The organism is Oceanobacillus sp. FSL H7-0719 (genome assembly GCF_045040795.1).
Lineage (GTDB): Bacteria > Bacillota > Bacilli > Bacillales > Amphibacillaceae > Oceanobacillus.
This window is the reverse complement of record NZ_CP150301.1, coordinates 232,751-246,097: the sequence shown is the minus strand read 5'-3', so window position 1 is coordinate 246,097 and position 13,347 is coordinate 232,751. Positions and strand designations below refer to the sequence as shown.

The 13,347-nt window shown below is 36.0% G+C and carries 14 protein-coding genes; 5 read left to right on the top strand and 9 right to left on the bottom strand.

The window, feature by feature from the left end:
- From NST93_RS01205 to NST93_RS01195, 3 genes are all read right to left on the bottom strand, one after another.
- Positions 1–465 (bottom strand): NUDIX hydrolase, encoded by a 465-nt coding sequence (locus tag NST93_RS01205; RefSeq protein ID WP_405100422.1) that lies wholly within the window; start codon positions 463–465, stop codon positions 1–3.
- Between the two features lie 61 nt (positions 466–526).
- Positions 527–1,279, bottom strand: coding sequence for a phosphotransferase family protein (locus tag NST93_RS01200; RefSeq protein ID WP_405100420.1), 753 nt, complete (start codon positions 1,277–1,279; stop codon positions 527–529).
- Positions 1,280–1,482: 203 nt separating this feature from the next.
- A complete protein-coding gene (locus NST93_RS01195; RefSeq protein WP_405100418.1) occupies positions 1,483–1,656 on the bottom strand; it encodes a hypothetical protein in 174 nt (57 codons plus the stop codon).
- Positions 1,657–1,939: 283 nt separating this feature from the next.
- Here NST93_RS01195 and NST93_RS01190 point away from each other — a divergent pair, with 283 nt between their 5' ends.
- Complete coding sequence (locus NST93_RS01190; RefSeq protein WP_405100416.1) at positions 1,940–3,112, top strand: MalY/PatB family protein; 1,173 nt, start codon at positions 1,940–1,942, stop codon at positions 3,110–3,112.
- Between the two features lie 52 nt (positions 3,113–3,164).
- Here the strand turns inward: NST93_RS01190 and NST93_RS01185 are convergent, their stop codons facing one another.
- Positions 3,165–3,686 (bottom strand): superoxide dismutase family protein, encoded by a 522-nt coding sequence (locus NST93_RS01185; RefSeq protein ID WP_405100414.1) that lies wholly within the window; start codon positions 3,684–3,686, stop codon positions 3,165–3,167.
- Between the two features lie 77 nt (positions 3,687–3,763).
- Positions 3,764–3,976 (bottom strand): hypothetical protein, encoded by a 213-nt coding sequence (locus NST93_RS01180; protein WP_405100412.1) that lies wholly within the window; start codon positions 3,974–3,976, stop codon positions 3,764–3,766.
- A 115-nt stretch (positions 3,977–4,091) separates the two neighbouring features.
- Between NST93_RS01180 and kapB the strand changes: the two genes are divergently transcribed.
- Positions 4,092–4,490 (top strand): sporulation phosphorelay system protein KapB, encoded by a 399-nt coding sequence (kapB, locus tag NST93_RS01175; RefSeq protein ID WP_405100410.1) that lies wholly within the window; start codon positions 4,092–4,094, stop codon positions 4,488–4,490.
- A gap of 141 nt (positions 4,491–4,631) precedes the next feature.
- Here the strand turns inward: kapB and NST93_RS01170 are convergent, their stop codons facing one another.
- Positions 4,632–4,895 (bottom strand): phosphocarrier protein HPr, encoded by a 264-nt coding sequence (locus tag NST93_RS01170; RefSeq protein WP_405100408.1) that lies wholly within the window; start codon positions 4,893–4,895, stop codon positions 4,632–4,634.
- 209 nt (positions 4,896–5,104) lie between these two features.
- Here NST93_RS01170 and deoD point away from each other — a divergent pair, with 209 nt between their 5' ends.
- The 3 genes from deoD (at position 5,105) to NST93_RS01155 (ending at position 7,106) form a co-directional block, all read left to right on the top strand.
- Positions 5,105–5,809, top strand: a complete 705-nt coding sequence (gene deoD / locus NST93_RS01165; protein WP_405100407.1) for a purine-nucleoside phosphorylase — start codon at positions 5,105–5,107, stop codon at positions 5,807–5,809.
- Positions 5,810–5,930: 121 nt separating this feature from the next.
- Positions 5,931–6,524 carry a biotin transporter BioY gene (locus NST93_RS01160; protein ID WP_405100405.1) on the top strand — a complete coding sequence of 198 codons (594 nt, stop codon included), beginning with the start codon at positions 5,931–5,933 and terminating at the stop codon, positions 6,522–6,524.
- Between the two features lie 105 nt (positions 6,525–6,629).
- The gene (locus NST93_RS01155) at positions 6,630–7,106 is read left to right on the top strand and encodes a divergent PAP2 family protein (RefSeq protein ID WP_405100403.1); all 477 of its coding nucleotides are present in this window, start codon (positions 6,630–6,632) and stop codon (positions 7,104–7,106) included.
- 47 nt (positions 7,107–7,153) lie between these two features.
- Here the strand turns inward: NST93_RS01155 and NST93_RS01150 are convergent, their stop codons facing one another.
- From NST93_RS01150 to NST93_RS01140, 3 genes are all read right to left on the bottom strand, one after another.
- Complete coding sequence (locus NST93_RS01150; RefSeq protein ID WP_405100401.1) at positions 7,154–7,831, bottom strand: 3D domain-containing protein; 678 nt, start codon at positions 7,829–7,831, stop codon at positions 7,154–7,156.
- 206 nt (positions 7,832–8,037) lie between these two features.
- Entirely contained in the window at positions 8,038–10,776 is a 2,739-nt protein-coding gene (locus NST93_RS01145) for a UPF0182 family protein (protein ID WP_405100399.1), read from the bottom strand.
- A 750-nt stretch (positions 10,777–11,526) separates the two neighbouring features.
- Complete coding sequence (locus NST93_RS01140; RefSeq protein ID WP_405100397.1) at positions 11,527–13,290, bottom strand: ABC transporter substrate-binding protein; 1,764 nt, start codon at positions 13,288–13,290, stop codon at positions 11,527–11,529.
- Between the last annotated feature and the right edge of the window lie 57 nt (positions 13,291–13,347).

Here is a 13,347-nt window from a genome sequence, read left to right as displayed (position 1 = left end):
TTAAAATAACCTGCCTATCAAATGATATGGACTGACTTCCCAGGTTTCATAAGGTATAATATTCTCCGCATTTATCGCATCAAGCGTTCTTGATTTCATATGTGGGCGCGTTATATAGCGTTCGATATTCGCTTCATTTATTTCGATAAATCTTGCGTCACTGATTTCTTCAGGTGGGTGTTGAATATCTCCACTAATATAGTTCCCTTTAAAAACGACAGATAAAATGTGCTTCGTTGTATTATAATAAACTCCAGTAATACCAACAGGTTCAATCACGAGTCCCGTTTCCTCCAGTATTTCCCTTGCTGCAGCTTCATCCAATGCTTCCCCTTCTTCTACCTGTCCTCCCGGCATCTCCCACGTATCCTGCCTCCACTGTACTTTTACTAATAACACTTCATTGTTATCATTCGTGATAAGTGCAGATACAGCAATAATATGTTTAGGTGTCTTTTCCATCATATCCTCCTGCTAAAAAACTATAATAGTTTCACAATTAGTTAAGTGTAAAATAATAACCTGATTATAACGGATATTGATCATTAATTATTTTCAAGAGACGTTCAGTTGTTTCTGAGGTTACATTTTCTGATAATCTCGCTCCCGCAATGATTGGTGCCCATTGAAAAATCTCTTCCTTGGATAAGTCGCTTTTCTTTAAATATAACCGCAAATACATTTCAGCTAGTTCTTTAGAAAGCTGTGAATATAAGAGATATGTACGATATATGTCAGCACGAATATCGCCTGCACTTGAATCCACCCAATCTATAATCGTTACTAAGCCACTATCAGAAAGAATTAAATTTAAAAAGTGAAAATCTCCATGGCAAAGTCTATTCTGATATGTAATCGATGCCATTTTATCTATCAGGAAAGATTTCTGCCTTTCTTCTAGATGAGCAGCGGCTGCAATTTGACGTTGGAGTTTGTCAAACATCCGCTCGAGTGAGTCAACATCAACTGCATGGATTTTTTGTTGTACTTCAATAGAAATATTCATATAATACTCCGTCTGATCCATGTTTTGAGATACTATATCTCCAATCGTTCTGCCTTTAATATATTCCATAATAATAGCTTGCTGTCCATCTATTACAGTAACATCGATTACCTCAGGAACATTTAAACCATGTGAAAAAGCGAGTCGTTGTTTTTCAGCCTCATAATGGGATTCCGTTTTAGGCAGATTCGCTTTAAATATTTTAAAAATCTTGTCTTTATAAAGGTAAACTTTTGCTGTATTCCCTATTGCAATCGGTGTGCCTAAATCCAATATTCTCACTCCCTGGCTATTAACATATCAGCGTATAAAGATTTCATATTGCCTTTCCTCTGAATAAGTATTCTTCTTAAATGCAAACAGCTACCAGGTACTTTTCTCGTTTAATGTATATAGTTTATTCTGAATATTACACACCTACATAATAGCATTTCAGTAAAGCAAGCGCTATATTTTAACTAAATAAAAAGCACCTTTCATAATCGGTGCTTTTCAATTACTTCAACTCTTGTGAAATAACATTGCAATTTCTTCATGAGATTAATCATAAAAGTAAAATAGAATGAATGGCATCCTGGATTTATTACTAATCTTTCAAAAGAAACATCGTCATTTTCCTTAGCCAGCCTTATAATTTCTTGCTCATCCACCTCAATTTCCCCCTCTCCTTAACACTGTTCTTATCTATGTAACGCATGTTTTTCACTAAAAGTTGCAAAAAAGTTTAAATTTATGTTTAGCTTTTCTGATAATGGGTAATAATAAAACTGTAAGACTTTCTCGTATTCCCCCTGTAAGCAGAGCGTATCGCGCTTTGCTTTTTTTTTGTTTATTTTAACAAGCCCATAATTGACATTTTAAATCACGCTTAGGTTATTGCAAGCATGATTTATTTGTTATAATGGCTGTATAAATTGAATTGGAGGTAATGTTATGGGATATTTCGAGGAGATTATTAATCGCACAAATTCCAAATCCGTAAAGTGGGATATGCTTGATACGATATTTGAGTCTAGTGATGTACTTCCAATGTGGGTTGCAGATACAGACTTTAAAGCTCCTAGAGAAGTAAATGAAGCTTTGATGGAACGTGCAAAACATGGAGTTTATGGATATACAATTGTTGATAATAAACTGAAAGATGCCATCATTAACTGGAATCAAGCACGTCATAACTGGGAAATTAAACCAGAGTGGTTATCTTTTAGCAATGGGGTTGTTACAAGTTTACATATAGCAATCCAGGCATTTACAGAGCCAGGGGATAATATTTTAATTCAGACACCTGTCTATCCTCCTTTCTATAATGTAATAAAAACTCATGATAGAAATATAGTTAAGAACCCATTGCAGTATGAGAATGGGGCTTATTATATTGACTTTAATGATTTCGAAGAGAAGCTTAAGCAAGGTGTAAAGGCATTTATTCTATGTTCACCACATAATCCAGTTGGACGGGTTTGGAAAAAAGGCGAACTCGAAGAAATGGCAAGACTTTGTTTAAAATATGATGTATTGATTCTTTCGGATGAGATTCATGGTGACCTTGTTTTCCCTGGGCAAAAGCATATTCCTATTGCATCGCTCTCTGAGGAAATAGCTGAGCAGACGATTACTTGTATGGCACCTTCAAAAACATTTAATCTGGCAGGGCTGGATGCGTCGTATGTCATTACATCGGATGATGAAAAAAGAAAAGCACTTGATATTTCCTTTAATAAACAAGGATTTAATAACTCGTTAAATACAATGGGTAATATTGCTATGGAGGCAGCCTACACTTACGGCGGACCATGGCTCAATGAATTAATGGAATTGATGGAAAGTCACTACCACTATGTAAAAGAAAGTTTTGAGAAGCACGCACCTGAATTAAAGGTAGTAAATTCTGAAGGTACGTATTTATTATGGATTGATTGTTCAGCACTTGGGTTAAGTGCAGCAGATTTACGCACATTTTTTGTGAAAGAAGCAAAAGTTGGTCTTAATGCGGGCATTGATTATGGTGAAGAAGCTGAACAATTTATGCGGATGAATATTGGCTGTCCTCGTGCTACATTAGAGGAAGCTGTCGAGCGAATGATTTCAGCAGTTAAAAATCGCTGAACGGCCAATAAAAAAACAAGCGCCCTATAATTGGTGCTTGTTTTTTTGCATGCTATTCTTTTTTGTCTGCAGTTATTTTACCACAGAGAATTCTTGCACCTGAATTGCCGCTCGGCTGACTATAGCCATCATCCTGTGATTCATGGACAATAAGTGATGTCCCCTCATCTCTAACTAACGATTGCTTTCCATCCATTAAAGTCGCTTCAGAAAGCATTAGTTCGACATCTACTTTACCAGCTGCATCTGCTTCAATATTAGGCAGATCTCCTAGATGAGGGCCTTTGGAATTCATCTTACCATGCTCTTTTCCGTCTGGATTAAAGTGTTCACCCGCACTAGTAAAATCTGGTTGTTCACATTTAGGAAATTCATGTACATGGATAGCATGCACTCCCGGGGCTATTCCGTCTAATTTTAATTTAATGCGAACGCCCTCAGGCTGTTCACTTAAGGTGGCTGTTCCTACCTTGTCACCCGCAGTATCAATCATTTCAATTTCTTTCGTTGTATCATATCCGCTTTGTGTACATGCAGCAAGCAGTAAAAATGGGATAAGAAATAATCTTTTCATGGTTCCCTGCTCCTTCTTGAATACTATTACATAGTATTCGTATTTGAAGGATTTTCTAAACATATATAAGAAATTGATTATTTATTAGTTGTTTCTGCTTTATCAGCTTTTTCAGCAGATTTGAGCTGCGTCTCATATTTCTCTTCAAACTTTTTTTCATCTTTTTTATTCTTCTTAACCATAAAGACTAGAGCTGCAACTGCAAGTGCCATAAATATGACTAACATGATTGTTGCTGGAATATATTCAGATTTGTCTTCCGGAAAATATAAAAATGGCATGTAAATCATTCTCAATCACATCCTTTAAAATTAGTATATCAAAAAAAGGATTTAATTAAAATGATGAGAATTATTCGCAACTTATCCATAACTTTGGCAAAATAAGATTAGGAGGTTGATAACCATGGCAGATATACGAATTGGCTCGCTTGTGAAAGCACATTATCGCTCAGGCACATATATTGGAGAGGTGAAAGAGGATCGAGGAGATCGCTACCTTATCGAAGTACGAGCAGTATTAAAACATCCGCTGCAAGGAGACCTGCATAATATGAAACAAACTGAGAATGTCTTCTTTCACGAAAGAAAAGCACTTGCCTATCATGAAAAAATGAACGTCAAAAAACCAGCAGTTCATGCTTATGAAGAAGAAATTCCACATTATAATGAATCACTTAAAATAGCAGTAGGAGCTTACCGTGATAAACTCGAAAAGGAAGCCACGGCCTATAGCGAAAAGGCATTAAATGTATTGAATCACTTGGAGAATGAGGTATATTTGAAGCTTTATTCACAAATATAATGAATAACGAACCAGAATCCGGATTATAAGCAGGTATCGTGAAATTCAAAAACAAACAAGCTGTCCCTTCCCCACTTAAAGAATCAAAAAACGGATCCATACATCACAGTCGATGCTCGGATCCGTTTTATGATCAATCCATTACTCTCCCAGGTGTTCTCTAATAATTTCAGAGATACCTTCTAATGCTTCTTCTTCATCATTGCCATTGAATGTAACTTCGATTTCAGCTCCTTTAGGAATCCCTAAAGACATTACACCCATAATTGATTTAAGATTAACTTTTTTGTCACGGTAGGATACTTCAATTTCTGAAGCATATTGCCCCGCCTTATTCACTAGCAATGTTGCTGGTCTTGCGTGAACTCCTGTTTCAGCAGTGATTGTAAATGTTTGTGCTTTCATATAAAATCTCTTCCCTTCACTCTATTTAAAGTATGCTAATACAAACCATATCTATATTGTTTATTATAAACAATTCTCATCTAATTTTAAACTAATATTATAGGAATATCGAGCTTCTTGCATTTTATTTTTATTTTGTTGAAATTTGTCAATTATTTTTGATTATGATACCGTTATTTTAAAGAGACAGAATAAAGGAGGATATTTAAATGAGTGTACATATTGGAGCAAAAAAAGGTGATATTGCAGATACAATTCTATTGCCTGGCGATCCATTAAGAGCGAAATATATTGCTGAAACATTTTTAGAGGATGTTAAACTTTATAACGAAGTACGTGGAATGTATGGTTTCACAGGGAAATATAAAGGTAAAGAAGTTTCCGTACAGGGAACAGGGATGGGTGTTCCTTCAATTTCTATTTATGCAAATGAACTAATCAATGAATATGACGTGCAAAAGTTAATTCGTGTAGGAACATGTGGAGCTATTCAAAAAGATGTTAAAGTACGTGATGTCATCCTTGCACAAGGTGCAACTACAGACTCCCAAGCGAATAATCTAATATTTGGCGGAATCAATTATGCTCCTATAGCAGACTTCGAATTGCTGAAAAAAGCATATGATGCTGGACTTGAAAAAGGACTAAATATTCGTGTAGGAAATATATTCACAAGTGATTCATTCTATCGAGATAATGCAATAGAAGTTAATAATTTATTAGCAAAATATAAAGTTCTGGCAATTGAGATGGAATCGTCCGCACTTTATACGTTAGCTGCCAAATTCGATCGCCAGGCACTATCTGTATTAACTGTATCTGACCATATTATTACTGGGGAAGAAACAACTGCAGAAGAACGTCAGACGACATTTAATGAAATGATTGAGATCTCTCTTGAAACAGCGCTATAATTTATAATAAATTACAACACCTTCGTAATCACGGAGGTGTTTTTGTTTGTCACCCAATATAAAATATAGTTGACAATGTTTGCCGTTAGATATATTATCAATAAAAAAGGAGGGGAATATTTTGAATAAATTAAAACCAATTGATTTAACATTTGGTGCTGTATTTGTATGTTTAATGGCTGTTGGTGCCAATATTACAGTTTGGTTTCCAATGCTGGCAGTCCCAATCGGCGGTACAAGTGTACCTTTATCCTTACAAACTTTCTTTGCAATTATTGCTGGATTTATGTTAGGGAAACGTCTTGGAGCTTTTGCAATTATTACATATATTCTTATTGGAACTGCCGGTCTTCCGATTTTTGCCGGTTTGCAAGGTGGTCCTTTTGTGTTAATTAGTCCAACTGGCGGCTTCCTTATTTCTTTTGTTTTTGTTGCCTTTTTCTGCGGTTGGATGATGGAGATAATAAATAAACAGACGATTACTGCTTATACGATTACTGCAATTTTTGGTGTGGCAATCAATTATCTCTTTGGTGTATCCTATATGTATCTAGCACTAAATACATGGCTGGAACTTGAAATTGGCTATGCTATTGCATGGGCAGGCATGATTCCTTTCCTTATAAAGGATACAGCCCTTTCATTCCTTTCTGCATTCTTTATGGTTCAATTAGCAAAACGGATTCCAGCAGCTTGGATTAAAGCTAAAATATAAGTAATCACAACCCGTCTTCCCTGCTGTTTTTGTTTTACTCGTCTGCTGCATTGTGTTAAACTTGACGCAGCATGTGCACTAAATACAGGAAGGAAGACATCCTTTATGGCGGTATTTTCTAACTTCCCTCTATGGGCAGCGTTCTCGGCAATTATTTTTGCGCAATTTATTAAAGTACCGATTAAATTAATCGTTGCACGCGAACTTTCTTTTAAAATTGCTTTTAGTACTGGCGGCATGCCTAGCAGCCATTCTGCAGCAGTCACTGCACTAACTACAGCAATTGGGATAGTTGAAGGTGTGACATCCAGTATCTTTGCCCTCTCATGCATCTTCAGTGTAATTACCATGTATGATGCCTCTGGTGTCCGAAGACAAGCAGGAGAACATGCAGCAATCCTCAATCGGATCATGAAGGACTTCCAGAACTTCTTTGAAGAAGCTAAAGACTGGAATAAAAAGAAAGATAAAGAAAGACGGGAAGATTTAAAAGAATTGCTGGGACACGAACCAATTGAAGTTTTTTTTGGTGCAATAACCGGTATTGCAGTAGCGTTCATTATACAACCATGGTTTCTTTAAATAAAAAGTCAGAATGCAGAAAATCCCTGCATTCTGACTTTTATATTTTAATTCGAAGTATATTGTGAACGGAATACCTGCATTGCTTCATCTTCATTTAAGTTAGCCAAAGCTTCCTCGGATAATTCACCAGTACCCTTTTCAATCACATAAACATCAATATGACGCTTACCCCATTCGGTATAAACATCTTCTACAGTTTCATAATATAAATCAATTTTATTTCCTTGAATAGCACTTCCTTTATCAGCAACAACCCCATATCCATACGATGGGATATATAGGATTGTCCCAATTGGAAATACATTTAAATCTGCTGCAATCGTCGAATATAGATCCCTTTTTACTTGTACCCCTGAAAAGGTAATTCCATATTCTGGGTGTGCCTCTGTTTTTCCAGTGGACTCGATTCCGGCGGTATATCCCGTCGCAATTACATTTGCTTTCGGATATTGTTCAAAATCGATTGCTTCTTCCAGCGTTTTTGGTGCATCAATGCTATCACTAGAAATATAAGTTGTAGGTGCCGCTTTATAGTTCAGCTGCTTCTCCTGCAACTTCGACTTTCTAAATTCTGCTTCTTCATCTGTTGTCGCTGTGATATCATCTAGCTGTATATTCTCTGCGCGCACATTTTCTTTAAATTCAGTAGTTACGATTGATACTGCTGCTAGGAAAATAGCAAAATTTAGAACACAAATTCCTAGCCTTCTGTACATCATCATTATTTTTACACCTCTCTGGTAGTCCTTTTTATGCTGATTTAATGATTTCAGCTAAAGGTATTCCATCTCCTACCAAATAAGCATGTCCAAAATTACAACGAATATACATAAATTGTTTTATGAATTGTGAAAAATTTAAATCAATAGGCATAAAAGACTGTGCTGGCGAATTCTATTCGCAGCACAGTCTTCTGATTGCTTTACTTTTATTCCATTGTAGCCAAAATCTCCTCGATTTCAGCCATAATTCGTCCTGCTTCTTCCCAGTCTCCATTTGATAATGCTTCTTGGTATTCATCAAATAAACCTGAAAATTCTTGGAGTACTTCTTCAGCGCCACCTAAAGAAGCAGATGGATCTGTTGTTTCTCCATCATCTGACTCTGTTTCATCGTCTGATGAAGCAGCTTCAGGATCAATTAATTTGTACAATGCATTCATCGCTTTATCAAAGGTACTTTCCATTACAATATGATCCTCATATGCGACAACAATCTGTTTTACTTCTGGCAGAGACGTTTCATTCGAAGATTCAATATAGATTGGCTCTACATACATAATTGTATCCTCAATCGGAATTGCAATTAAGTTACCACGAATGACCTTCGAACCACCTTGTGACCACAAATTGAGCTGCTGAGAAATCGTACTGTCCTGATTGATCCGATTCTCTATTTGCTGTGGTCCATAAACATTTCGTTGTTTAGGGAAGGTATAAACAAATAATTCACCATAATTCTCCCCGTCATTCCGCACACCCATCCAGGCAATCATATTCTGCCTGTTCTTCGGTGTATAAGGAACCATTAAGATAAATTCTTCTTCCTCATACTCCGGGAGCTTCATTGTAATATAGTATGGTTCCATTTCAATGTCCTTGTCAAAATATTTCTCTGTCGGGAATTGCCAGAAGTCTTCACGGTTATAGAATACTTCCAAATTGGACATATGATATGTTCCATACATTTCTGCCTGAACCTTAAACAATTCTTCTGGGTAACGGAAATGCTCCTGAACATCTGCAGGTATTTCATCCGTAAATAAATCAGGGAAAATTGTTTGATATGTTTTAACAAGCGGCTCATCAGGATCTACAATATAAAAATTCACTTCTCCTGTATAAGCATCTATCACAGCTTTCACAGAGTTGCGGATATAATTATCATTACCGCTGAACTGCTCCGAATATGGATAGTTCTCTGCTTTTAAATAAACATCGATTATCCAAGCAAGGCTGCCATCATCTCTGACGAAAATATACGGATCGTCATCATAATCAAAGAATGGTGCTATTTTATTTACACGGTCAACAATATTACGTGTTTTTAGCAATCGGCTGTCTGACTCAACTTGGTCTGAAACAAAAAGCCTGAATGAAGCTTGGTCAATTGCAAAAAGCAAACGGTTCAAACCATTTAATTGGATCCCTGCCTCTTCTTCAAAACGGCTGGAAATATTTTCATCGCCTGACGGATAATCAAATTCATCTACTTTTGTATTAACAATAACATCATTATAATCTTCTTCTCCAAAGTAAATCTGTGGACGATCTAATTCGAACGTTCCTTCAGCAGGTATATTTTTCGTCAAGTATTCAGGCTGTCCCTGTGAAGTAATTTCATTTACATGACTCATCGCAATACCATAGCCGTGCGTATAACGAAGGTTACGGTTTACCCATGTTTGTGCTTGTTCAGGTAAATTCTCCGTATTTAACTCCCTTGCACCTATAAATACTTGCTGGTATTCACCATCAATTTCATAACGGTCAATGTCAATATCATTGAACTTATAATAAGCTCGGAATGTCTGAATTTGATTATAGATATCCAGAAGCGGTCTTGAATCATTAATTCGGATATTGTCAATTGTTAATGTATTTCTTTCTACCATTGCTTGATCCAAGGAATAATTTCCAGGGTGCTCTTGTTCTTCAATTGCATCTAAATCATATGCAGCACGCGTGAATTCCAAGTTGCGTTCAAGATATGGAGTTTCTTTAGCAAACTCATTTGGAGAAACAATAAAGCTTTGTACAGCAATAGATGCACCCTGACCGAGAATAAGTAACCCAATATAGACTGCAATCGGAATAATTGCTGAATTAACTTTGCCGCGATATAAAGAAATAATCATCCAGATTGCACCTAGAATTGCCACGGCGGCTAACACATATGCCTTTGGAACATTAATCAGCTTATCCGTATAGCTTAAACCATAAACAACGCTATTTTGAAACAGGTTTACACTATTTGAAAGAAGTGTTTGGTATGGTGCCAGTACATGAATTGTTGCAATTAACAAACCGATAAGTCCAATCGTTACACCCATATGAAGCTGTGCTTTTCGGTTTATTCGATACATATGGAATAGAGAATATGCGGTAATTTCTATAATTAATGCAAGTACCGCCAAGGATAATAATAAATAAACAATAATCTCTACGAAAGGCAATACAAACATATAAAAAGAAATATCCATATTAAAATGCGGATCTGCTACTCCAAAGCTTTCATGCTGCATGAATTTAAGCAATGGCTCCCAACCGATCCCTTGAACAATTGCACTCCCTAAAATACCAACAAAAAATGAAATACTCATAATTACTAATCTTGCGTACTTCTTTTCTTTAATTATTGGCGGAAGCTGACTGGAATGCAGCTGACTAATATAAGAACTGCGAATCCATTGGAGCGTAATAAAAGAAGCAATAAAGAATAATACAAAACCAACACCAATTAATGATACTTTACTGCCTAATATTGTGGTAAAAATACTGCCAAATCCAAGATTATCCATCCAAATATAATCGGTAATCCAGTTAAAACTAAGTAGAAAGATTAGCCCGATAGCAAGCAGTATACCAAAGATAATTCCAAATATTTTCCCCCATTTTTTAAATTTGGCAATTTGCTCTGGGGTTAGCTCTGGTGGTTGTGTATTCAAAGTGACCCTCCCTCTTATTTTGAATCATCAGAATAAATGCAAGTAATAAAATCAGAAGCTTTTCTACTGCAAAATTACATGATTCCCTTATTTTGTCTAGCTTTAATCATAACAGAAATAAGCTGCTTTCGCTTCTTTGAATCTGTTATAATAGAATAATCCTCTTTCGTGTTACAACAATATTTACCCATATGTAAAAACCACGCTCCTCATTCATACGTTTTTTCAGGAAAAAGGTTTCAATATATGCCAATTATTTTTGCTTACTGCAATTGCAGTAAATATTTGCCGCGTTACTTCCAAATCCTCAGCCATTTGAATTTGCTTTATCCTACGTTCTAAACTAATTTTGCGAATATGATTTTTAACTGGCATAGCCTCAGCTGCCTAAAAGTATGTAAAGAAATATTTACTTATTTTATAACATTATCGGTTCATTACGTAAAAAACTCTTTACCTTTTTATAAGAGAGATTCATTATTTTATTTAAACTCACAGCCTTTCCTAATTCAGTATGATTTTCCCCCTAAAGATACTAAAGTCTGGAAGTACTGCCCATGATAAGGGCATTCTTGGACAAAATTAATTGAAATTCAAGAAAAATGTCTTTGATAAATGCTCCCTAAACCCAAATAAACTGAAATTGTATTCTAACAGTCGAAGATGCATTCTTCCTATATAAACTGCAATTAAGCCGAATGAAAGTTGAATCTTTTTCTATCCACAATGCCCCCTTATTTTCGATCTATGTTATCGCCTCCATACTTTGCGATAATCAATTCTGCCATTACTATCCAATTCGATATTCATAAACTCACTGTCTTCTGATTCATAAACAGTATGTGATCGATGGTTTAGAAAGAGAAGCATATGTTGTTCTACTAAAATATCTTCTATCGCAAAATAGGATATCCATCGTTCTTCTTCCTTTTGGATTCTCATCATTTTTATCACTTCTTGATTTATATGGTCTTTCATTCCATCCGGTAAACATGGGTAAATCGCGACTTGAGGGGATTGTATTGTTGCTATAGCCGAAAGCAGCCGATCCTCAGATAATGCAATTCCGGAAACAAATAAATCGTATTTTTCAAGTATTTGTGATTTCTTAAAATCAGCTGCGTGAACAAGCTCTATCCTTGCTGAAATACCAGCATTGTTTAACTGTTTCTTTAAAATCCTCGCCTCTCTTTCATGGTTCACACCTTCACGGATTTCCTGCGCTGCAATGACAAGCTCTCCATCATAAGCAGCTTCCCTTACAGTCTCCGTCTCAATAGATACCTGCTGCTGCACTGGCTTCTTTGTGAGAAAACTATAAGCTAGCTTTTCTTCCGGCAAGCAAAATTCCTTTGGATCAATGACTTGATAAAGTATTTTTCGAAAGTCTCTTTCCTTCACAGGACCCTCTTTTCTGCAATTAAAAGTAATAAAGTCTGCACCTTCTTCCATTGACATCACTTTTTTCCAAGAACCATTTGGTGCAGTCAACAGGATAGGATGTGTTTGCTCCAATTGGAATCGAGAAGGAGCTTTGATAATTTCTATCCGATCCAGCCAAGGACGCAGCCCATAATACTTTTCAAAAACATCTAGACTCACCAATTCTTCATCGTTACGTACCAATTGATAGGGTCCACTGCCAATAGGAAAGTTTTGAAACGCTGCCTCGTTTTGATTAATCACATCCATAGGAATAATCGATGCTTTTAAACTCGCTAAATAACGCGGAAATAAATAGTTCGCCTGTTTTAGATTGAATTCAATAACATAATCTGAAATACAATGAATGGATTCTACATTTTTTATTATATTTTCCTCCGATAGAAAACGAGTGAATGTAGCCTTCACATCTTCACTTGTTAATTCTCGTCCATGGTGAAATAATACGCCCTTTCTCAAATAAAAGGTCCAGCTTTTCCCCTCCTCGGATGCAAAGTGGTGTGCAATTCGCGGCATAACTGTTCCTGTTGAAGGATTAAACTCAACTAATCGTTCAAAAATCTGCTGTACCATATGGACATCATGCCGCGATAACATGAATAATGGATCCATTTGCAGCTTTGTCTCATAGAAAGGATAACGTAAAATATCTTTATCTTTTTCCAACAAGTTCGTTTCATTAATACCTAAACGCTTCGTAAACCACTGCTGAAATGTTGATTGAACAGCTAAATCAAGATTCTCAACAATACCAAAAGCTTTCTGATACTTTTCGAGTTCGACAAATTGCTTCGCTTCTGCAAGCTCTATTTCTTGCAAATTATATAGCAGTCTTATTCGCGGTTTCTTACCGCGGCCTCTTTGTGTTTTCCATTCGATAAAATGATTCGCAGCTAAATAATTTACAATGGTCTTTACATGGCGCTCTGAACAATTTAATACTTCAGCGAGACTCGCAATACTGGTCTCGATTTCTACATCCTTTTTAAAATAGCGTGTTAGTTGCTTCATCTGTTTTAAATATTTCATTGCTGCCTCCAAAAGGTGAACAGTTTTATTTTCTTTTTTCACTTTAAGCTCCCCTTTTAATAGCTTACACTTTCTTTAAGTTAACAACAATATGAGATT